Genomic DNA, 21,650 nt, shown 5'->3' with positions numbered 1-21,650 from the left:
TTGAGCGACAGTAGCTTAAAGCTGGAAAGCACCTTAAGGTGTCATGACCCAGGTAGCGTAGTTCATTAAAGAACTGAGACTGGCTATCTCTACAGTTTTGGTATTTGTTGTCCATTACTGTCCACTGTTCGACGGATAGCGCTTACAGATGAACAAAGCAGCGTTTTAATCTCTCCTTTTTCGAGGAAAGATTAAAGCCGATGCGATTTGCCCTTACTATGATTATTTCACGAGACTTGATTAAATTGTCAATAAAGTGTAGTTTTTGTTACTTTTTTAAGATAAAGTTAACATTTAGTCGGTTTGTAGTTGCCCTTGTAGTTGGGCTGTCGAAAGCTGGTATATAGCTCTGACTTATAATATCAGCGCGATCGCACTGTGGCTGACAATAGGTTGGAATCCCCCCTAATTCAAGGTTTGGCTCGATTGTATGGAAGTAGGGCGACTAAACAATGCTGCAAAGTCGCACGGTGAAACAGTGGCGATTTTTGGGCTGGGGGGAACTTCCGTTTAATCGTTGTTTGTTATTCCTTCAATCACCTCTTTTGCCTTTTCTAACACATTTTTATCCGGCTGAGATTCTTTATATTTTTCCATTTCCTCGTCGTAAAGTTTTTCCACCCCTTTTTTGGGATCTTTCGTTAGTGCTTCTGTCGCTTCCTCATACGCCTCTTCTTTCTCTTGCGGCGACGAGAATCCTAATTCAGTCTTTTCTGCTGTCGGTGGAGTCGTTAAGGGCGTATCAGAGGCGGCTAAAGCGGCTTGATGATTCACGAGCAATAAATTCCCTACATTTATTAACGTGATTAAACTGAAAGCCCACAGCATTGTGCCAATCCGTCGCTGAAAAATGATCAAAAATTGTAGCATTGAAATCTCCTTTTCGGCGTCAACCCGAAATTGATTTGAAATATCAAATGATATCCTAGCTACTAACGACAGCCTTGGCTTCTGCCCGTAGATAGATCTACCCATTCTCTAATTAAAGCCAATCCTCAAGGTGAGCAGGTCAGATTTGCTTTCTTGATCAATTGAGGGAGTCCCTACAGTAGCTAAACCTGTGCCGACAATTAACTTATGAATTATTAATACTGTTATCTATCAACCAAGTCGATAGCATCTTTGTCAACTCCTGATTAAGCGCTTTATACCCCCTGCGGTTGATGTGCAAAGTATCGTAAACGTATTGGCTTTGCACTTGCTGATTCTCACCCAGGAGCGAATAGGCATCTAAAATTAAGACATTTTTGGCTTTTAGTGAGTAGAGGTAAGCATTGACTTCTTTAACCGCTTGGGCGACATCAGGTGACCAAAAGGGTTGACGAATCAGCGGAACCGGACCAATGGGAAAAATGGTTGTTAATATCACAGTTGCATCACGGTTTAGTGAACGAGCGACAATCTGTTGAATATTAGCCTTGCAGTTGCTGATAATGGTGGCTTTTTGCTGAGGAAATAGTGGGATTGCTTTTAAGTCGTTAATTCCCACTTGGACAACGATAATATCGGTGTTTAAGGGTAAAATATGTTGCTCAAAACGTCCCAAGACCTGAGTTGAGGTTTGATTGCCAATGCCGCGATTAATAAAAGAAAAGCCATTGAGCTTTGCTGGAGCAACCCACATAGCTGCTCGCGAATCCCCAAAGAAGACGACGGTTACTGGGGATGTAGTTAATGAACTATCGGGCAATGAATCGTTATTAAATGTTTGTAGTCCGAAGGGATCGAGATTGGTTTTATTTAGCTGTATGTAGTATGATTTTGCTTGAGAGAATAGAAAAATATTAATAACAAACGATAGAACCAATGCGACCAAAATTAATAAAAATATCAACTTAAATAAGCGCTTTCGTTTCTGCATTCCGGTAAAAATTTAAGATCCTGTAAATATATTTAAAGTTTAAATATAAAGTCAATTAAACTTTACTGAATAATCCAAAACTTTAGTCCTAGGCTTAAGCTTAAGTCAGTACCATTCAAATCAAGTCTTTGACAGCTTATTATCGGGCTGAATTTGCTCGAAACCCGTCAAAATTTCTTTAGGAATTCCCCGTGGGCGCATCGTAACTAAATCCACCCACACCCAGATTGCTTCGGCAATAACTAAGGGTTGCACTTGTGCTAATCGATGAATTTCATTAGAACTCCTCCGTTGTGGGAAACCCCGTGTCTTCAGACCAGGGAGGAACACGCGGTAGCGGTTTTAACCGCATACTTTTTTAGGGGGTGAAGGGGTATGGTTGCCCCTCCAATTGTCTCCCATTTCTGGGGTAAAGTTAGCTTCGCCAATGTTATCGGTCGGTAACTATCCAAAAAGCACTGTTTCAGTGACCTTAAAACTGTTTAACTTTTCGGTTCTAGAGCAGTAGACTAGCTACGCATCTACTGGTAGGTCTTGAACACTTGCCGATAACGTAGTCAGTTAAGACTTAAGCTGGTCAGAATGGCTTGTTAGATTTCTCTTTCAAGCCTCATGCCTTTAGGCTGAGGTTCCTGACCTGCTGTAGCCAAGTGGTGATTTCTAGGGTATCATCTGCTATAGCTGGACGCAAATAGTCTATTTCAATTCGACGCATGACAAACACACCTCCCAGTTTTCGGCATTGTGCCAAAGAATAGCCTAGGAGTTGGGCGTGTTCCACGGCGGCTTGTTCGAGATAATTCTGGTAAACAGCATTGTTTACATGTCCGAGGACATCGATTTCGTAATGCCGCACCCGCAATTGCCTGGTATAGATTTGCATTGGCTTCACTGTGGTTGGGATTCTCAGGGTTGAGGATACACGCTTTGGTGAGTCCCCAGCTAAGGTAGCATACCGACGACTCTGGGATGGGTACGTCTATGACTGTCTCTATTTGCCCCGGCTAACACCACCGAGTATTTCAACAGTGTGTTTGATCGTTTATTATAGAAATTGAGCTGTTCTATTTTTTATGTTGCCATTAACCCGTAGAAATCATTAACAAACGAATGCTGAAGTGGGTAGCGGCAAAATATCTAAATGTCTAGAACATTGATAATCGCTTCTAGCCAGATTAGGCACAATCAAGAGACGGCTTGCCACTCTCAATGTTTGTTGCTTCATTGAATGGTGAATTTCTCAGGGAAAACTACAAAATATTGGTTTGACTTTTTCGTCATTTAATGGTGTCAGCTTTGTTGATTGATTTACTGATAAAAACGTAAATTTTCTTTAACTCTTTACCGTTTAACATAAAAAATCCGTAAACTCGCGCGGATCTTTGCCGTCTAGTTGTAGGTAGATACACGAGTTAATTGTTCAACTCTATGCATGGCAGATATAACCGACCCGTTTTTGCAACAGGGATGTTTCTAAAGTCATACCCTTAACCTGAAGTTCAGTCTTTTTATCACTGGCGCCAAATAAGCCCAAGTTTCTGTGATCGGTAGAGTTTATATGTTGTCCTTTTTCAATCGACTGTTAATCGATGGGTTAATTCATTGCTGTAATGACGGGCTATCCGGTTCCAGCCCAATTCATCTAGTGTTAATATGTGGCGGTGTTTTCGCCATAATTGGGTTATTGGCTACAGGTTTAGCCGGCTTAAGACAAACTCAAAGACAAAGAAACGCTACCGCTCAACCCAATTCCCCCAAAACCTTGACTGAAACTATACCAGTTGATTACGCCACCCTGTTTCAAGCGATTCCCCAAGCGGTCATTGTTACCAATACAGAGGGTTTTATCCTTAAGGTCAACTCAGCCTTTATTCACCTATTTGGTTACCAGCAAGAAGCCGTAGTGGGACAACCCTGGCAACAGTTGTATACTAATCCCCAGGAGTTTGAGCGACAGAGTTGGAATCCTGATTCTGTGGATTTTAATCAGTCTAAACCCATTAAATATCGACGCCAAAATGGGGACAATTTTATCGGTGAAACCCTCAATAGCGTCATTAAAGATAGGGAAGAAAAGGTTGTCGTAATTCTCTGGCTGATTCATGATATTAGCGATCGCCAGCACACTGAACTCGCCCTGCAAGCCAGTGATGAACGCTTAAACCTGCTGATTGACGGGATTAACGACTATGCGATTTACCTAATTGATACTGAGGGTAAAATTGTTAGCTGGAATGCAGGCGTTCAACGTCTGAAAGGGTATTCAGCGTCAGAGATCATTGGTCAACATTATCAGTGTTTTTTCCTAAAAGAAGACCAAGAAAACGGCAAACCTGAACAATCTTTACAAATTGCCGCCCAAATGGGTCGATTTGAGGATGAAGGGTGGCGTATGCGGCGGGATGGTTCGCAGTTTTGGGGTACAACCATTATTACAGCACTGCGCGATGAAACCGGATACCTACGGGGATTTGCCAAAGTCACCCGCGACATTACCGAATCCAAGCAGGCTGAGGTGCGCTTACAACTGTTGGAACGGGCGATCGCGGCGAGTAGTAATGGTATCCTGATTACTGATCCAAATTTACCCGATAACCCGATTATTTTCGTCAATCCCGGCTTTGAGAAAATTACGGGTTATTCAGCGCCAGAGGTTTTGGGAAAAAATTGTCGCTTCTTACAAGGGGATAATCATCAACAACCTGGCTTAGATAAGCTGAAAGCGGCGTTAGAAAACGAACAAGACTCTCATGTCATCGTGCAAAACTCTCGCAAAGATGGTACACGCTTCTGGAATGAACTGTCCGTTTCCCCCATCCGCGATAGTAACGGCAAACTCACCCACTATATTGGCATTCAAACGGATATTAGCGAACGTCGCCAAGCCGAACAAGAGCGCGATCGCATCTTTGACCTGTCCGTTGATATGCTGTGTATTGCGGGGTTTGATGGCTATTTTAGGCGTCTGAATCCCGCCTGGGAAAAAACCTTAGGTTGGAGTGAAGCTGAACTCTTAGCCCAACCTTATCTAGAATTGGTTCATCCCGATGATCGCGCCGCGACTCTGGCGGAAGCCGAAAGTCTCACAACCGGGAAAGACGCCATCGCCTTTGAAAATCGCTATCGCTGTTCAGATGGTTCCTATCGCTGGCTGTTGTGGAATGCCAAAGCCTTAGTGGAAGACGGATTAATTTATTGTGTTGCTCACAACGTCACTGAACGCAAGCAAGCCGAAGCCGCCTTACGAGAGAGTGAAGCCCGCTTCCGTACCATGGCAGATAGTGCGCCTGTACTGCTTTGGGTGGCTGGAACCGATGGGCGTTGTACGTTTTTTAACCGCCCCTGGTTAGAATTTACCGGACGCCGTTTAGAAGATGAACTCGGCGAGGGTTGGGTAGAGGCGGTACATCCAGAGGATAAGCCTAATTGCCGACAAACCTATAGTTATGCCTTTAACCGTCGCCAATCCTTTCGCATGGAATACCGACTGCGACGCGCTGATGGGGAATACCGTTGGCTCTTAGATACAGGTATTCCTCGGTTTGGTGACGATAGCAGTTTCTTGGGTTATATCGGTTCTTGCATAGACATCACAGATGTAAAAGAAAGTCAAGCCGCTCTGGAATATTCCCAATCCCTGCTATCTGGGGTATTAAATAGTTCCCTGGATGGGGTAATGGCATTTGAAGCCGTTCGCGATCGCCAAGGGACTATTACTGATTTTAAATGGTTGTTGATCAATCCCGCCGCCGAACGCATGGTGGGACGGACGAGTGAGGAACTCATGGGTAGGCATTTACTCGTGGAAATGCCGGGAAATCGCCAAGAAGGACTCTTTGATTTCTATGTTCAGGTAACAGAAATCGGTATCCCCATTGAGCGAGAATTTCATTACCACTACGACGGGATTCAGGCTTGGTTTCAAATCGCCGCCGTCAAATTAGGGGATGGGTTTGCCGTTACCTTTGGTGATATCACTCATCGCAAACAAGCGGAGGAAGCCTTACATCAGAAAAACTCAGAACTGCAAGCGATTTTTAATGCCCTTCCGGATTTGTATTTTAGATTGAGTCAAGATGGAACCATTCTCGACTATAAAGCCACCAATCGGAGTGAATTATATGTCGAGCCAGAACAGTTTCTAGAACAGCCTGTCTACAATGTCCTACCTGCTGATGTGAGTGAGAAAATTCGTCAGGCGATCGCCCAGGTGATTCAGAGCCCATCCCCGGTGAGTCTGGAGTATTCCTTATCCTTAGCAAAAGGAGAGCAAAACTATGAAGCCAGACTCGTGCCATTTTTGGATAATCAGATTATTGGGATTATCCGTAATATTACCGAGCGCAAACAGATTGAGCAACAACAGCGCCAAGCCGAAGCCGCAATTCGGGGTTTATATCGAGTCGCGGCTGCACCCAAACTCACGTTTGAGCAACGCCTGCAAGGACTCTTAGCCCTGGGGCGGCGTCATTTTGGTCACGATGTCGGTATTGTGTCTCGGATTGAGAAAGGGCGCTGTCTGGTGATTGCGGCTCAAGTTCCCCCCAATGGATCGAGACAAGTGCAGGCGGGGGATAGCTTTGAATTAGAACAGACGATTTGTCGCGAAACAACCCAAGCCAAAGAACCGATCGCGTTTGAGTTGGCTCAAGATACAGAGTGGGCAAATCATCCAGCCTGTCTAAGGTTTGGGATTAAATCTTATCTGGGTACGAGTGTCAAGGTAGCCGGAAACATTTATGGGGCGCTGTGCTTTTTCAGTGTTCAAGAACGTCCCGCCACCCTCACCGCCAAAAATCCCTCGGCGTCCCATCAACTGCTCAAACTCATGGCACAGTGGGTAGGTCATGAGATCGAACGTCAACAAGCTAAAACTGTATTAGAGCGGCAATTACAACGCACGTTGCTGCTTAAACACATTACCCAAGAAATTCGCCAAAGCTTAAATAGTGACCATATTTTTCAGACAGCGGCGACGCAAGTGGGTCAGGTGTTTGGCGTGAATCGTTGCTTGATTCATACCTATTTGGCAAAGCCTTCTCCCCAAATTCCGTTGGTGGCGGAATATTTAGAACCGGGTTATGAGTCTACCCGAGAGCAAAGGATTCCAGTTTTGGGTAATCCTCACACCCAAGCGGTGCTAGCGCAAGATCAAGCCGTGAGTTCCGAGAATGTTTATACTGATCCACGACTAGAGGGGGCGGATTTTCTTTGTCGTCAGATTGGTCTTAAATCCATGCTTTCGGTGCGTACTTCCTATCAGGAGCAGACCAATGGTATTATTTGTTTACATCAATGCGATCGCTTCCGGGAATGGAATGCCGATGAGATTGAATTGTTAGAGGCGGTAGCGGCGCAAGTTGGGATTGCTTTAGCTCAAGCTCAACTCTTAGAACAGGAAAAACAACGGCGGGAAGAACTGACGCTGAAGAACCTCGCCCTCCATAAAGCCAAACGGGAAGCAGAAGTCGCCAATCGAGCCAAAAGTGAGTTTCTGGCGATGATGAGCCATGAAATCCGCACGCCGATGAATGCGGTGATTGGTATGGCTGGGTTGTTGTTGGATACTCAACTGACGCCTCAGCAACGAGACTTTGCGAATACGATTAGTAGTAGTGGTGAAGCGTTGCTGACGATTATTAATGATATTCTGGATTTCTCGAAAATCGAATCCGGCAAACTGGAATTAGAAGAACATCTCTTTAATGTGCATGTTTGTATTGAGGAAGCGTTAGATTTAGTGGCGTCCCAAGCGGCGGCGAAAGGATTGGAACTCGCTTATTTAATTGAACCCCAAACTCCAAGCAATGTGGTGGGTGATATTACCCGCCTGCGACAGATTCTGGTGAATTTGCTGAGTAATGCGGTGAAGTTTACTCCACAGGGAGAAGTGGTGGTGTCAGTGGTGAGTCGGGCGGTGTCTGGGGAAGCCCGTAGAGACGTTCCGGTGGAACGTCTGGAAGTACAGGAACAGGAGATTAAAGCCTATCCAAGTGGGATTGACAACGCCCAAGATTACGAACTGCAATTTACAGTCAGAGATACGGGAATTGGCATTCCGCGCGATCGCATGAATCGTTTGTTTAAACCGTTCTCTCAGGTGGATGCGTCTATGACCCGCAATTATGGCGGAACAGGACTGGGTTTAGCGATTAGTAAGCGTTTAAGTGAACGGATGGGTGGGCGCTTGTGGGCGGAGAGTGAGGTGGGCAAAGGTTCGACGTTTTATTTCACGATTGTGGTGAAATCAGACCCCCATTCGGTCACGGCTGAGTTGGATACACCCCAACCGGAGTTACGGGGAAAACGGTTACTGGTGGTAGATGATAATGCTACGAATCGCCAAATTATTACCCTACAGGCGCAGTCGTGGGGGATGGAGGTGATAACGGCGGAATCGGGAGAGCAAGCGTTGAATTGGTTAGCCGCAAGAGAACCTTTTGATCTGGCGGTTTTGGATTGGCAAATGCCAGAAATGGATGGTTTTACCTTAGCGTTACGCATTGAGGCGTTACCGAAGAGTGAACCACTTCCCTTGGTCATGCTCAGTTCTGTGGGTCGCCAAACCCCCTACCAACCCGATGATATGCCTAACTTTGCGGCGTTTCTAACCAAGCCGATTAAGCAATCCCAGCTTTATAATGTGTTTGTGGCAATTTTAGGACGTAGGCGAATCTCGGTGCGTCCGGGCGAGCGCTTATCGGGACTGCTTGAGGCTCAGTTTGCCCAGAAGCTACCGTTACGCATTCTGCTCGTCGAAGATGTGGCGGTCAATCAAAAGGTGGCTCGCCAGATGTTGCAGCGATTGGGATATCGCGCGGATGTGGCGAACAATGGACAAGAGGCGCTGGAATCCCTGGGTCGTAAGTCCTATCAGGTGGTGTTCATGGATGTGCAAATGCCTGAAATGGACGGATTGGAGGCAACTACCCGCATCCGGGCTCAAGGGGCGTCAGCTTGCCAACCTTGGATTATTGCCATGACGGCTCATGCGATGCAGGGAGACCGAGAACAATGTCTGCAAGTGGGCATGAATGACTATATCAGTAAACCGATTCGACCGGAAGCCCTGGTTCAAGCGTTGAATAACTATTCCCAGGTGCTGGCTCAAGCAGGCAGAGATAGCATAACGGATCATTCAGATGAGGACGTATTGGTGCCAGAAACACCCTCAGATTCTAGTGCAACTCCCGCCCTAGATCGTCAAGTGCTGCAAGATTTAAGAGAAATAGCCGGAGACGATTTTGAGGGGTTAATCGCGGAGGTGATTGACTCTTATCTGGAAGACTCCCCTCCTAGGGTACAAGCGATTCATAGTGCGATCGCTCATGATGATGCTAATGCTCTGCACCAATCCGCCCATGCGTTGAAATCATCAAGTCTGACGATTGGTGCAACGGGTTTAGCACAACTGTGTGCGGATTTAGAAGCGCGGGGTCGCACGGGAAACCTAGAGAGTGTCTTAACCCTGCTTTCCCAGTTTGATGCAGAGTATGAGCGAGTTGTCGCCGCGTTGCAACAAGAGCATCCGAGGAAACGATGATGAATGAGCCTGACTTTCAGCATGACTCACCCTTGATATTGATTGTGGATGATGAAAAGACCCTACGCCTGGTGCTACGTCGGGCGATGGAGCAGGAGGGCTATCGGGTGTTGGAAGTGGGGGATGGGCATCAATGTCTAGCGCGTTGCACCGAACAGTTACCGGATATTGTTTTGTTAGATGCGATGATGCCGGTGATGGATGGCTTTACCTGTTGCGCTAAGTTACAGGAAATGTTTGGTCAGGACTGTCCCCCTATCCTGATGATTACTGGACTCAATAATCAGGAATCGGTAGACCGAGCTTTTGAGGCAGGCGCTACGGATTATATCACAAAACCGATTCATTGGGCGGTGCTGCGGCAACGGGTGCGTCGATTACTGCAAACCCGTTGGATTATGGCAGAGTTGCGTCGCAAAATTGAGCAGGAACGGGTGTTGAAGGCGAAGTTAGAGGAAATGAATCAGGAGTTGCAGCGGTTGGTTGATTTGGATGGGTTGACCCAGATTGCCAATCGTCGGGCGTTTGATGAGGCGTTGCAGCAGGAGTGGAAACGATTGGCGCGGGAGCAAGCGCCCCTGGCGTTAATTTTGTGTGATATTGATTTTTTTAAGCCATACAACGATACTTATGGGCATCAAGCGGGAGATGAGTGCTTGAAACAGGTGGCTGATATTTTGCGTAAAGCGGTTAAGCGTCCAGCGGATGTGGTGGCTCGGTATGGGGGTGAGGAATTTGTGATTATTTTACCGAATACGTCCCTCAGAGGTGCAATGCAGGTGGCAGAATCGATTCGGTTGAAAGTAAAGGCTCGGGCGATTGTCCATGAGGGGTCTTTGGTGAGTAAGTTTGTCACCTTGAGTTTTGGGGTAGCTGGCGTGGTTCCGCCGCCAAGAACTACACCAGATCGGCTGATAGCTGAGGCAGATCAAGCGCTTTATAAGGCAAAGGTGCAAGGGCGCGATCGCGTGGTGGGGAATTTGGTTGAAGTTTGATTGTTATTGGTCATTTGTAGTGGACTAACACAGTACTTAACCTTACTGGCTTTCCAGAACTTCTAAAGTCAAAATACCCTTTCGTTTCTTTACGATTAGTTCGATAATCTCTAACCACTGGGAACCGATTAAAATATCAGGTAGTCCTTCTCCAACGTGAACGGGAATGGTAAACTCTTGGTGATCAATAATGACTTTTCCTTCATAGATATCAAAAAGCTCCTCTCCTCGCGCCGTTTTCATCTCAATTTCAGATGAAATCAAAGACCACCCCAAAGCGTCTATATCTTGAGAGTTAATTGCTAGCCAACCTGTCGTAAAACCTGTATCTAGAAGTGCTTCAACGGCAAAGCAATCGTCGTTTGCTGCAATCAGTTCTATGTCAAAAAATAACTCGCCTGTTTCGCCGAATCTGCCGACAATCATATCGTACCACAGGTGCCTGTGTCATTAAGTCGAAATATTGTTAGTTTGCTGTCGGTGCTAGCATAGCGATCTCGTAGTTTTTGAAGCACTCCTTCTAGTTTTGGGTCAATTAAATAGTCGCCGCTATCCGGTTCTATGGCAATGAACCAATTGTAGTATTGTTCAATCAGTTCCGGACGAAGTCGTTCAAAAATAACTCGGCAACGCTTGCCCAGTTCAATGCGTTTCGCTCTGCGTCTGGCTAATTCTTCTGGCGGGATGGTATATTCTGGGAATATCCGTCCCCGTCTTGGTTGGCGCTTCTGTGGTAAGGACGTCATGTTGAGTTCAAGAATGTTACATTAGGGATTGTGGTAATGGTATTTTACCTAAATCTGTCCCAGGAAATCCAGGGGAATGCCGTGCGATCGCGTGTTAATAAAATTCTCCCCTATTTCTTCGCCATGGGTTGACCATCGCTGTCGGGGTAGATGATATCGGTTGCTGGGTCAGCTTTTAATTGCTGTATCATATCAATTAGTACCTCTATTTTGATAAATTAGGGAATTGAAAATTGTTTAATTAATTTATTTATTGGTCTATAGCGTAGGGGCGTAATGCTTGCGTCCAGAAACTTGCGCTTAGAAACCCCGCTAATTCTATTGCACTATTTTAGCTTGACTAGAGAGCGATCGCGCTAATTTTAACTTAAAAAAGATTATCAATCGTACAAGTCCATTGCCCTCTATCAACATGATAAATGGCTAACATCTTCTCGAACTCATCATCAAACCGCACCTCAATTCCAACAGCACAAGAAATCCACACAGCATTATCCAAAAACTGTTCGATTGAGAAGTTCTCTACTGGATAGGTACGGCACCAAGCGTTCAAGCGACTGTTCCAGTTATAGCCTTCAGCTTTGAGCAAGTCTTTAATCGCGTAAGTGCCGTTTCCACCTCGTCCATTTTGGTTCCCTACTTTAACAGTGATGCGTTGTGTAGAACCAACTAAGGGCAGGTAATCCGACCAATTGAGTAAAGGAATTGTTTTTCTGCTCTTTAATTCTTCCAGAAAAGGTGATACGTTGTTCGTTTCAGTGAGGATAAATAAATGTTCCACGGCACGAGTTAATGTCACGTAGAAAAGACGGCGCTCTTCGCCAACCACCCGCTCTATACTATCACCAAAAATACGAGTAAACATTAAGTCAGGATGAAGTAACGGGTAACAACGAGGGACAGCATCAAGCACGATGACTACCGTTTTTTCTAGTCCTTTGTACTTATGAGCTGTCGATATCGTTACTTTGTGCCTTGAGTTTTCAGGTAGATAGGAGCGCACTTGCTGAAGAAAACTATCCAGTGCGCCTTTTCTCGACTTACTCTGTCGCTCTCTGTAATTCACGTACCACGGTAAACTATTCTTTCGGCTGAGCAAAACAATGTCTTTGTTGTCTTTAATCGCTTTGTTTACTAGGCGCAATACAGCAGGTGTTAAGCTATCTCTTGGATGAGTCTCTAATTCATTTTGGGTTGGCTCAAAAGTTTCCAAGTCCACAATCTCAACTTTTCCTAATATATTCTTGTAGGCACGAGCGGGAGTTCCCAATCCTTGCATCAATGTATTGCCGATATCGACAATCGAAGTGGCTGAGCGGTAATTGGTGGATAGGTTGAGTTTACGCGAGGGCTGGAAAAATTGGGTGAAATTCTGATAGAACTGGAGATCAGAACCAGCGAAGCCATTAATGGCTTGCCAGTCATCACCAACGCAGAAAAAGTACGCTTGAGTATTTTGTTCTCGAACGGCTTGTATTAAATCGTGGAAAAGTTTAGAAAAATCTTGATATTCATCAATGAACACGTATCGAAGACGTTTGAAATCACCAGTACCCGTTTTGCGGCGAAATACAGTTTGTCCAGATTTAACTATGTCTGCGGCTCTTTGCATCAGTCCATCAAAATCTTCGTCGCCTGTTGCTTGAAGACGTTCCAGATAAGACTGATAAAATATCTTTGCCAATTCCAAGAAGCGCCGCTCGACATCGCTAGCATAGGTATGATTATCAATAATTTTGGTTAGTCTTTCTGGGGTGAGGAACAGTTTACGGCATCGCTGTATAAATCCCACTACTGCCTTGGTAAAGCGGTCTATCGCACGGTCTTTGATCTGATGCCAAATTTTTTCTTCACTCAAGCGATTACAAGTAATTCCCAAATCTTCAAGAGAGCGCTTTAATAAAGCATGAAAACCTTGCCTTCCCTGATTCTTTAGATCACTTGGAGAAAATTCAACTAAGCACCAGTTAGGATGATTTTGCCAATAAATTCGCTTTTTATCCGACATGGCGTCATAATCTGGATCACCTTGGAGTCCAAAATATTCGATAATTACCCCTTGCTTGTCTCCTGTAAAAACTGTAAAATCGGGGCGGTAATTGACTCCATTCCACCAGAAATTAAGCTCGTATCTATATTTTATATTGTGTTCAAATAGGAAGTCAGCAATGACCTTCTCGCCAAAAGATTTAAGGTATGTTCCATCAAGCCCTTCTCTTGGCAATGAGCGACGGTAACGCAGCATTGCTTCAGGACTTTTGTCGTAGCCACCCGCAGCAATGCGCTCCCAGTCTTCCCGAAAGTGCGCCATCATCACGGTGCGAATTTCTCGGCGGTAATCTGGGTGACGTAGGTAGTCGTCAATCACAGACTGGAGAGCGCGGCTTTTGCTCTGTGCGCCATCTGGTTCATCGAAAAGCAGGCTTTCTTCAGGATGAACTAGGGCGTAAGCTAATGCGTGGAACGTCATTACATGGGGAATAGAATCGTGTAATTGCGAGGCGAGGCGTTCTCGTATTTCTTCCGCAGCTTTGCGATTGAAGGCTAATAGCAACATCTCATTGGGTGCAACACCACAATGTTTCTGTAAAAATAAAGCTCGGTTAACCAAGGTTGAGGTTTTACCACTACCCGCCCGCGCGACTACTTGGATATGCCCTTCAACAGCACCAATCGCTGCTGCTTGTTCAAGATCAGGTTCTGAACCTAAGTGTTCTTTTATCCAAGACTTAACATAATTCGACTTTTCCGTCTGGTACTCTTCTAATAATATGTATTTAGAACAATGAGTTTGATAGAAGTTATAAACATTGAGAAAGTTTTGCTCAAACTGCTCCTTCAGGCTGTTAAGTAAAATTTGCTTTTCTGCCTGACGACGAGCGCGTTCTTGGCGTTCTTTTTCTAGTCTACGTTCCCTCTCCTGGCGCTCTGCTTCAAGTCGCAGTCTCTCTTGTTCTCTACGTTGCTGTTCTTTTTCTAGTCTACGTTCCCTCTCCTGGCGCTCTGCTTCAAGTCGCAGTCTCTCTTGTTCTCTACGTTGCTGTTCTTCTTCTAGTCTACGTTCCCTCTCCTGGCGCTCTGCTTCAAGTCGCAGTCTCTCTTGTTCTCTACGTTGCTGTTCAAGACGAGCGTGTTCTTGGCGTTTTGCCTGTAGTTTTCGCTGTTCCTCTGCAATTCGTTCCGCTTGTTCTGCATTGAGCGATAAATTTTTTGTAGGAATAAATACTTCATCATCAAGCGACTCAATCTTAAATATTCTAATCCTTTCGGGGTCGTCAATAAAGCAAATCTCAACATATTTATTATCTTTAATTTCTATGATTACTCCAACGCCAAATATTGTATGGTTTACTAGCAGACCAATAAACACCATGATTACTGCTCCTCTTTTATTTGTAGTGTTACCGTCGGCTGAACCGGATCGGATGAAATCCAACATCTACTCTCGTCCAAAATTAACACCCAATCCCCCCATTCACAACTTCACCGTTGGCGAGGATAGCGATCGCTCAATTTATCAATCGCGCCAGATCCAAGTTGATAGGCATCTTTGATGCACTCAGTAAAGATCGCATTCAGGTCAAATCCACCGAAAAACTGACTCTGCTCAACCAAACTATACCGCCCATCCTGAAACTGATAGATTTTAATCTTTTGTTGGCGAACAATCCAAAGTTCCCTGACTCGATAAGGCAAATAATCATTAACACTGGTGAATGAGGTAACATCGCACTCAATTGCCAAATCCGGTGGCGGATCATTACTCCAATCAATCCGACTTTTTCCCACCACAGGTAACTCCCCAATATAGAAAAAATGATCCGGGATAACACCACTATGATCGGGTAAATCCATCGTGGTTTCGTGGTAAGAGTCGAACCTCAGTCCCTGATGGCGTAGCAACACCTTGACCATTTCCACGATAATGTCTAGTTGCTTACCATGCTCAGGTAAAGGAACTATCAGCAGTAGTTCTCCATGGCGGTACTTGACACGAGGGGAAGTGCTATCGCCTAAATGTTCCAGCAATATTTGATAATCCTGCCAGGTTCCAGGAACTCTCACCACTGCTCCGGCTGGCAACTCGATGGTATTGGGTTTGACAATCACATTAATCATCAGCAGCCTTCTCCATGCTGGGATTCGATTAACTGTTGGACAAATGCTTGATGCTCCGCCGAATTAATGCCTGTTTGTAAGACAGTTAACACTTGCTGCATATTTCCTTGTAACATGACAGGAACATCTAACCACAAACCCGGAAACACCAGAGAAGAAATCCTATTCTGTTCATCCGGTATCAAAGGAACATAATCGCCATCCTGTAAACTAAACCAATCAATTCTTTGGTCAAATACCTGCAAAACAATGTATTCTTGTACACCACTGCGCCGATAGGCACGTTTTTTATCCCCTAAATCAATCGCTGCACTACTCGCGGCAATTTCAACCACTAATTCTGGTGCGCCCTCCAAGTATCCCTCTTGAGAGATAGTCACTTGTCCACCGCTTTGTTCGCTAATGAATAAAACACCATCAGGTTGGGGTTCGTTGTCAATATCCAAGCGAACGGTAGGCTCAATACCCATTTGCACTTGGGGTGTAGCCGCTTGATAAACTCCCAGCCAAGTGATTAAACGTCCATGAGGTTCAGCGTGGGGTGTAAAGCGTAACGGCGAAGCCATGTACACCACTCCTTCAATCAATTCGGCTTTTTTAAGTTCTGGCATGGAGTGGTAACGGCGCTCGAATTCAGGACGAGTCAAGCGATCGCCATTCTCCAACGGTGGCAACTTGGATTTAGGTAATGAAGACCTCATTGTAACAGCCTCATGGGTTGAAATGAGCGTGATTCTATCTTAATCAAGAACATAAATCACTAATTCCCTAGTGCAGCTTGGCTTCAAAAAAAATAGGGATGATTTTCACCATCCCTACTCAATGAATTAGTTAAACTGTCCGAAATTACAGCACAGGAACGTACTGCTCCTTCTCCGGTACATGAGTATATTCCGCCACAATTTGACGAAACTCCTCGCCGTCAATGGTTTCCCTCTCAATTAACAGATCCACCAAACGGTCAATCACGACGCGATTTTCCCGCATAATCCGCTTGGCGTCGTCGTGACAATGTTCCACAATGCGGCGCACTTGTTCATCAATACGAGAGGCTACTTGTTCGGAATACTCCGCCCGATTCATCAAGCCACCACCGAGGAACACTTCTCCCTCTTGACTTTCCAGAGACAACGGACCTAAATCGGACATGCCGAAACGAGTCACCATTTGTCGCGCCATCCCCGTCACCTGCTGTAAATCACCACCGGCACCTGTGGTAACTTCAGAATAACCAAAAATCTCTTCTTCTGCGGCACGACCGCCTAACGCCCCGGTAATCCGGGCTTTAAGCTGCGCTCGGGTAATTAAGCCTTGCTCTTCACTCGGCGTAAACCAGGTCAATCCTTGAGCTTGACCCCGAGGAATTAAGGTCACTTTCTGCACGGGATCATGATCCTTGAGCACCGTCCCCACGATCGCATGACCGACTTCATGGTAAGCAATTAACCGCTTACTCTTACTATCCACCAGCGGTGTGCCTTCCATACCCGCTACCACCCGGTCAACCGCGTCGTTGATTTCCAGCATGGTAATCGCCTCTTTACGCCGACGGGCGGTCAGAATAGCGGCTTCATTCAACAAGTTAGCTAAATCTGCCCCAGTAAATCCAGGAGTACGTCGCGCGATCGCTTCAATGGAAATTTCCGGTGCAAGTTTCTTATTCCGCGCATGGACTTCCAGGATACCAATCCGTCCTTTTAGATCCGGCGCATCGACCATCACCTGGCGGTCAAACCGTCCGGGACGCAATAAGGCTGAATCCAGAACATCAGGGCGGTTAGTCGCGGCAATAATGATAATCCCAGTATTGCCTTCAAATCCATCCATCTCAGTGAGCAACTGGTTCAACGTTTGCTCGCGTTCATCGTTCCCGCCGCCGATACCAGCACCCCGTTGTCGTCCTACGGCGTCAATCTCATCAATAAAGATCAGACAAGGTGCATTTTCCTTGGCTTTCTTGAACAAGTCACGGACACGAGACGCGCCCACACCCACAAACATTTCCACGAATTCACTACCGGAGATACTAAAGAAAGGCACCCCAGCTTCACCCGCGATCGCTTTTGCCAGTAATGTCTTACCTGTACCCGGAGGTCCGACTAACAGCACCCCTTTAGGAATACGTGCGCCTACCGCCGTAAACCGTTCGGGCTGCTTCAGGAACGTCACCACTTCCTGCAATTCTTCCTTTGCTTCCTCAATTCCCGCCACATCATCAAAAACAATTCCTGTTTTCGCTTCCATCTGGAACCGGGCGCGGGATTTACCAAAGTTCATAGCTTGACCCGGACCGCCACCAATATTACTCGAACGACGGAACAGGAAGAATAGCCCCCCAATTAATAAAATCGGAAAAATTAAATTTCCCAGGATGCCCCAAATTGCCCCATCCTGACGTGCTGGATGGGTATCTAAAGCAATATCAGCCTCTCTCAGCTTAGTGATTAGCTCAGGAGAGTTAGCCGGCAAATCCACACGTAGACGCTGAACTCGGTTATCCAGCTCCGGGTCGATCGCTTCTACAATTGCCGTTTGACCGCCATCATAGAGGTCAACACTCGTGACTCTCCCTTTCTCGATGTAGTCTAAAAAGCGACCATAAGTCATCCGGGTGCTGGCAGTATTTTGATTTAAATCACCAACAGCCGGAGAAAATGTCCCCTGCCATAGGAAAAACCCAATGACAAGGGCGGGTATTGTCCAAAGTAGGAGAATTCTCCAGGAAAATTTCATCGCTTATTCGCCTCTAGATATTTGTTTTCTGGTTTGGCTTTTGCTCTCAAAGAGCCTCCTGTTTAGCACAAAGCCCAGCTTAAATGGTGGTTTCAATAGGAAACTTTACTTCTGCTTAATTAAATTTAACGTAATTCTCAGGATTTGAGCAACTTTCTGAGCCAACTTTATAGAGAAAGGCAGTTGGAAGCGGTGTCAAGAAAGTCCTCACCTTTATGGCGACAACTCTATAAGCTTAGGACTTAGGCACAAACCCAGCATAGAGTAGGGGCACGACATGTCGTGCCCCTACAGATGGTGATTCAACGGTAAATTGGCGTAAGTCCTGAAGCTGTTAAGGAAGCCGTATTAGTAGGTTTCAACGTGCCAGCGATCAGCTTTCTTCATAGATTTCTGGTAATCAGTCCAGTTCATCCCTTGCCGTTCGGCTGCAGCGGAGAGTGCTGAATCAATGCCATCTTCCATACCCTTGAGTCCACAAATGTAGGTGTGGGTATTATCCTTGTGCATTAACTCAAACAGTTCATCGGCATGTTCATCCACCCGATGCTGGATATACATCTTGCCACCCTCTTTGTTCTTCTGTTCACGGCTGATGGCGTAGGTGAGACGGAAATTATCGGGAAACTCTTGCTGTAGTTTTTCTAATTCCTCTTTGTACAGAATGTTTGCGGTATAGGGGATACCAAAAATCAGCCAAGCAAACCCTTTGAACTTGTAATCTTCGTGCTGTTCTTTAAACATCCGCCACAGGTAAGCCCGGAAGGGGGCAATCCCTGTACCTGTTGCCATCATGAGAACGGTAGCCTCTGGATCTTCGGGAAGTAACATTTCTTTCCCAACCGGTCCAGTAATCTTGACATCATCGGTGCCGACTGGCAGGTTGCACAAGTAGCTTGAGCAGACGCCATAGACGATTTCCCCGGTTTCTGGGTGCTTGTACTCCAGTTGTCTAACACAAAGCGAGACAGTCTTATCATCCTCGTGATCACCATGACGAGTGGAGGCAATGGAGTAGAGTCTGAGTTTATGAGGCTTTCCTTTTTCGTCTTTTCCAGGTGGGATAATGCCTATACTCTGACCTTCCAGGTACCGTAGATCACCCCCAGAGACATCAAAGGTAACGTGGCGAACCGTACCTGATCCCCCTTCGGCAACCAGTTCGTAGTTTTCAATACATTTGCCCAGATAGGGATTTTTGGGTTTGTATAGATTAACGGGAACTCCCGGTTTAGATTTTCCGTGAATGATCGGCTGGCTTTTTTGTGCGGACGCCGTTGGCTGGGCTGAACCCGTCGATTGGCTATTGCCATTGACTCCATTCTTAGAATTCATCATGCCATCAAGAGGTTGAATGCTGACAATTGTGCCACCCATGCGGGTGATTCGTTGCATTTCTTGATTCATCCGATTGTATGGCACTGTGATATAGACGCTGCCACTGCTACGAATGGGATAGCCCATTTTGTCAGTTTCCGTATTCTGACTTAAGCCCGCCACTTCGTAAAGAAACAGGCGATTCGCGAAGTTTGTGGTGTTTGCGGAATTAGCCGCCGCTTTTGAACTAGACATTGCTTTATTTCTCTCCAAACCAACTCTGTACGATATGTTGATGAGTACAGCACTTCATCAATCCGCGACGAAAGAAGCAACCTCCCCATCAGGGTTTCAGTCGCTCCATGCTTTTTTACAAGCCCCCGTCAGACCTGTTTGGGTTAACGACGGGTTCTATGACGCCGATGCATGAACTTGTGCAATCCTTTACCAAAAATTGCCTTTGGCAACACAAGCTGACTCTACTGCCGAGTTTGAGATTAACCCAGTAAAGCCTTAAGAAAGTACTATCAGCTTAACATTTTGCAACGCTCCCAACTCCCCTCGGCTCAAGGCGAGGGAATGAATTAGGTTACAAGTGCGTTCATGTATACTTTAGAATACGTCTAATCGGTTGAGTTCGTAAAGCTCCAACTTATCGGACTCCCATGGGTATCTGCCCAGGACGCCATTTCCCGCAGATGGCTCAACTAGGAGAACTCAGTCACTGACCGATCCAGGGTCAAAATGGAGTCAATTTTAAATTTATTGATCCAATTGGCACAACTCCCTTTAGGATTATGTTAAGGAATTAAGGAGAAACATTAAGTCTTGTAGACAAAATCTCATTTTGGTAAAATCCACAAACAGCCGCTAGTATAAAATACTTAACCCGTGTCTGACTGGAGTCTTATCCCCTGGGAAAGACTCACACCTGTTGCCAATCTGTAACGGGTTAAAGGCACGCGATCAACAGATGGGTTGACTAGACTTGGGACTTGGATTGCTGGAAACTCTATTTGAAACTATTTTTTGCGTTAGAGGGAAACTATGACCACTCAGCTAGACCGCGTGGTATTAATAGCCGTTGCTGGAGACTCTGGATGCGGGAAGTCAACTTTTCTGCGTCGCTTGGCAGATCTGTTTGGTGAAGAGTTTATGACGGTCATCTGCTTGGATGACTATCACAGCTTAGACCGCAAAGGACGTAAAGCGGCAGGGGTGACAGCGCTTAACCCCAAGGCGAACAATTTTGACCTGATGTATGAGCAAGTTAAAGCGCTCAAAAATGGTCAGGCAATTGATAAGCCAATTTATAACCACGAGACGGGTGAACTTGACCCACCGGAACGGGTTGAACCCAATAAAGTCGTGGTCATTGAAGGATTGCACCCCTTGTATGATGAGCGTGTGCGATCGCTGGTTGATTTCGGCGTTTATCTTGATATCAGCGATGAAGTGAAGATAAACTGGAAAATCCAGCGTGACATGGCAGAACGGGGACATACCTACGAAGATATTCTGGCATCTATTAACGCTAGACGCCCTGACTTTACCGCTTACATCGAACCCCAAAAAGAGTTTGCTGATGTCGTAATTCAGATATTACCGACTCAGTTGATCAAAGAAGATAAGGAATCCAAGATCCTGCGGGTGCGCTTGATTCAGAAAGATGGTGTAGAAGGCTTTGAGCCTGTGTATCTGTTTGATGAAGGATCAACCATTGACTGGAGACCCTGCGGTCGTAAGTTGACCTGTGCCTATCCTGGTATCAAGCTGTACTATGGTCCAGATAGCTACTTCGGTCATGATGTTTCCGTGTTGGAAGTGGATGGTCAGTTTGACAATCTAGAGGAGATGATTTACATCGAAAGTCACCTCAGCAACACCTCCACGAAATACTATGGCGAGATGACCGAACTGTTGCTCAAGCACAAGGACTATCCCGGTTCTAACAATGGCTCTGGCTTGTTCCAAATTCTGGTCGGTCTGAAGATGCGATCCACTTACGAACGGTTGACCTCGAAGGCGCAAGTGACAGCGAGTGTATAGCTGATTTAGCCTGATGTTTCCCACGCCAAATCAACCATTATGGCGTGGGATGGCTGTACAATTCACAAATTGACAATGGATAATGAACAATGGATAATGACCTCTCCTTAAAAGAAGAGGATTGAAATTAAGGAAAATCTTTTTTAATTTCTTCGTGAACGAAGAGGTCTTAGACCCAATTAATCAATTATCAATTATCAATTATCAATTATCAATTGTCCATTGATAAGGTTGACAAACACGAGATAATGTGCATTGGTTGAATCGGTAAAGGCTAACGGATTGGA

General features: G+C 45.7%; 13 protein-coding genes and 1 pseudogene. 3 read left to right on the top strand and 11 right to left on the bottom strand.

Features of this window, described 5'->3' with window-relative positions; translation table 11 throughout:
- Positions 1-510: 510 nt before the first annotated feature.
- The 4 genes and pseudogenes from RID09_RS09240 to RID09_RS09225 all read right to left on the bottom strand — a co-directional run.
- Positions 511-870: a hypothetical protein gene (locus RID09_RS09240; RefSeq protein WP_446335649.1), complete on the bottom strand. Its 360-nt coding sequence runs from the start codon at positions 868-870 to the stop codon at positions 511-513.
- 205 nt (positions 871-1,075) lie between these two features.
- Positions 1,076-1,624: an SGNH/GDSL hydrolase family protein gene (locus tag RID09_RS09235; RefSeq protein WP_446335648.1), complete on the bottom strand. Its 549-nt coding sequence runs from the start codon at positions 1,622-1,624 to the stop codon at positions 1,076-1,078.
- A 357-nt stretch (positions 1,625-1,981) separates the two neighbouring features.
- Positions 1,982-2,116 carry a hypothetical protein gene (locus tag RID09_RS09230; RefSeq protein WP_446335647.1) on the bottom strand — a complete coding sequence of 45 codons (135 nt, stop codon included), beginning with the start codon at positions 2,114-2,116 and terminating at the stop codon, positions 1,982-1,984.
- A 376-nt stretch (positions 2,117-2,492) separates the two neighbouring features.
- A pseudogene (locus tag RID09_RS09225) lies at positions 2,493-2,744 on the bottom strand (acyl-CoA thioesterase); the annotation flags it as partial.
- Positions 2,745-3,419: 675 nt separating this feature from the next.
- Here RID09_RS09225 and RID09_RS09220 point away from each other — a divergent pair.
- The gene (locus RID09_RS09220) at positions 3,420-9,404 is read left to right on the top strand and encodes a PAS domain S-box protein (protein ID WP_446335646.1); all 5,985 of its coding nucleotides are present in this window, start codon (positions 3,420-3,422) and stop codon (positions 9,402-9,404) included.
- Positions 9,404-10,399, top strand: a complete 996-nt coding sequence (locus tag RID09_RS09215; protein WP_446335655.1) for a diguanylate cyclase domain-containing protein — start codon at positions 9,404-9,406, stop codon at positions 10,397-10,399. Before RID09_RS09220 ends, RID09_RS09215 begins: the two co-directional genes overlap by 1 nt.
- A gap of 42 nt (positions 10,400-10,441) precedes the next feature.
- On the opposite strand, the gene RID09_RS09210 is transcribed toward RID09_RS09215, so the two are convergent.
- The 7 genes from RID09_RS09210 to petH form a co-directional block, all read right to left on the bottom strand.
- Positions 10,442-10,825, bottom strand: coding sequence for an aspartyl protease (locus tag RID09_RS09210; RefSeq protein ID WP_446335645.1), 384 nt, complete (start codon positions 10,823-10,825; stop codon positions 10,442-10,444).
- A complete protein-coding gene (locus RID09_RS09205; RefSeq protein ID WP_446335644.1) occupies positions 10,822-11,145 on the bottom strand; it encodes a hypothetical protein in 324 nt (107 codons plus the stop codon). The genes RID09_RS09210 and RID09_RS09205 overlap by 4 nt, the downstream gene beginning before the upstream one ends.
- Positions 11,146-11,512: 367 nt before the next feature.
- Positions 11,513-14,518: a UvrD-helicase domain-containing protein gene (locus tag RID09_RS09200; protein ID WP_446335643.1), complete on the bottom strand. Its 3,006-nt coding sequence runs from the start codon at positions 14,516-14,518 to the stop codon at positions 11,513-11,515.
- A gap of 110 nt (positions 14,519-14,628) precedes the next feature.
- Positions 14,629-15,264 (bottom strand): Uma2 family endonuclease, encoded by a 636-nt coding sequence (locus RID09_RS09195; protein ID WP_446335642.1) that lies wholly within the window; start codon positions 15,262-15,264, stop codon positions 14,629-14,631.
- Positions 15,264-15,965: a Uma2 family endonuclease gene (locus RID09_RS09190; protein WP_446335641.1), complete on the bottom strand. Its 702-nt coding sequence runs from the start codon at positions 15,963-15,965 to the stop codon at positions 15,264-15,266. Before RID09_RS09190 ends, RID09_RS09195 begins: the two co-directional genes overlap by 1 nt.
- Before the next feature lie 145 nt (positions 15,966-16,110).
- Positions 16,111-17,997 carry an ATP-dependent zinc metalloprotease FtsH2 gene (gene ftsH2 / locus RID09_RS09185; protein WP_446335640.1) on the bottom strand — a complete coding sequence of 629 codons (1,887 nt, stop codon included), beginning with the start codon at positions 17,995-17,997 and terminating at the stop codon, positions 16,111-16,113.
- 348 nt (positions 17,998-18,345) lie between these two features.
- Positions 18,346-19,569, bottom strand: a complete 1,224-nt coding sequence (gene petH / locus RID09_RS09180) for a ferredoxin--NADP reductase (protein ID WP_446335639.1) — start codon at positions 19,567-19,569, stop codon at positions 18,346-18,348.
- Between the two features lie 792 nt (positions 19,570-20,361).
- Between petH and RID09_RS09175 the strand changes: the two genes are divergently transcribed.
- The gene (locus RID09_RS09175; RefSeq protein WP_446335638.1) at positions 20,362-21,363 is read left to right on the top strand and encodes a phosphoribulokinase; all 1,002 of its coding nucleotides are present in this window, start codon (positions 20,362-20,364) and stop codon (positions 21,361-21,363) included.
- Positions 21,364-21,650: the final 287 nt, after the last annotated feature.

This window comes from Coleofasciculus sp. G1-WW12-02 (assembly GCF_040219735.1).
GTDB lineage: Bacteria > Cyanobacteriota > Cyanobacteriia > Cyanobacteriales > Coleofasciculaceae > Coleofasciculus.
Note: the sequence above shows the minus strand (reverse complement) of the source record. Positions and strands in the feature narration are given on the sequence as shown.

Bases quoted from the DNA above. Each gene is read 5' to 3' on its own strand.
- RID09_RS09240 (WP_446335649.1), bottom strand. From the start codon at position 870: ATGCTACAATTTTTGATCATTTTTCAGCGACGGATTGGCACAATGCTG.
- RID09_RS09205 (WP_446335644.1), bottom strand. From the start codon at position 11,145: ATGACGTCCTTACCACAGAAGCGCCAACCAAGACGGGGACGGATATTC.
- RID09_RS09210 (WP_446335645.1), bottom strand. From the start codon at position 10,825: ATGATTGTCGGCAGATTCGGCGAAACAGGCGAGTTATTTTTTGACATA.
- RID09_RS09200 (WP_446335643.1), bottom strand. From the start codon at position 14,518: ATGGTGTTTATTGGTCTGCTAGTAAACCATACAATATTTGGCGTTGGA.
- RID09_RS09175 (WP_446335638.1), top strand. From the start codon at position 20,362: ATGACCACTCAGCTAGACCGCGTGGTATTAATAGCCGTTGCTGGAGAC.
- RID09_RS09190 (WP_446335641.1), bottom strand. From the start codon at position 15,965: ATGAGGTCTTCATTACCTAAATCCAAGTTGCCACCGTTGGAGAATGGC.
- petH (WP_446335639.1), bottom strand. From the start codon at position 19,569: ATGTCTAGTTCAAAAGCGGCGGCTAATTCCGCAAACACCACAAACTTC.
- RID09_RS09235 (WP_446335648.1), bottom strand. From the start codon at position 1,624: ATGTGGGTTGCTCCAGCAAAGCTCAATGGCTTTTCTTTTATTAATCGC.
- RID09_RS09220 (WP_446335646.1), top strand. From the start codon at position 3,420: ATGTTGTCCTTTTTCAATCGACTGTTAATCGATGGGTTAATTCATTGC.
- ftsH2 (WP_446335640.1), bottom strand. From the start codon at position 17,997: ATGAAATTTTCCTGGAGAATTCTCCTACTTTGGACAATACCCGCCCTT.
- RID09_RS09215 (WP_446335655.1), top strand. From the start codon at position 9,404: ATGAATGAGCCTGACTTTCAGCATGACTCACCCTTGATATTGATTGTG.
- RID09_RS09195 (WP_446335642.1), bottom strand. From the start codon at position 15,264: ATGATTAATGTGATTGTCAAACCCAATACCATCGAGTTGCCAGCCGGA.